Origin of the sequence: Cupriavidus mimosae, from assembly GCF_023952485.1 — a bacterium.
Classification (GTDB): Bacteria; Pseudomonadota; Gammaproteobacteria; order Burkholderiales; family Burkholderiaceae; genus Cupriavidus; species Cupriavidus taiwanensis_C.
The window spans coordinates 1-467 of record NZ_JALHRY010000123.1 but is presented as its reverse complement, the minus strand read 5'-3'; the positions used below and the strand labels follow the sequence as shown (position 1 = coordinate 467).

At 54.6% G+C, this 467-nt stretch carries 1 pseudogene; it reads right to left on the bottom strand.

The features are described from left to right. Window positions 1-192 (bottom strand): annotated as a pseudogene (locus MKD50_RS30630) (IS110 family transposase); the annotation flags it as partial. Between the last annotated feature and the right edge of the window lie 275 nt (window positions 193-467).

Genomic DNA, 467 nt, shown 5'->3' with positions numbered 1-467 from the left:
CTCCGTTCGAGCGTAGCGATTTCTTTGTCGGTAAGCCTCGATGGCGATCAGCGAACGCTCACGCCTAGTGAAGAAGTTTGTGACTTGGCTTCTCTTCAGCTTGATACGCTCAACTTCGCCGGTGCTGACATTCACAGCATGTAGTTGGAAAACGTGCTTGGCAATATCCATGCCGATGACGGTAAGTTCCATTTTGGATCGCCTCCTGCTTAGGGTCGCTGCCCACTCGACGTCTCCCCCCACTTTGGCACAAAGGAACTATCGCCAGCGGAGGATCCTCACAGGGCTCTTGCAACTAGGTGCGCCGTTGCCAGGGGGAAGGCGTCCATACCATCTGATCAATGAGGTTTGCGCTTGATGTTGCACAAGCCAAGGACTTCAGCTTTCGCAATGCGGGAGAGATAGGCCGATTCAAGCTGTCTTTCTCGCGTTTTCGCACCCGTTCTGGCCGCGCTGTGTGCGCATAG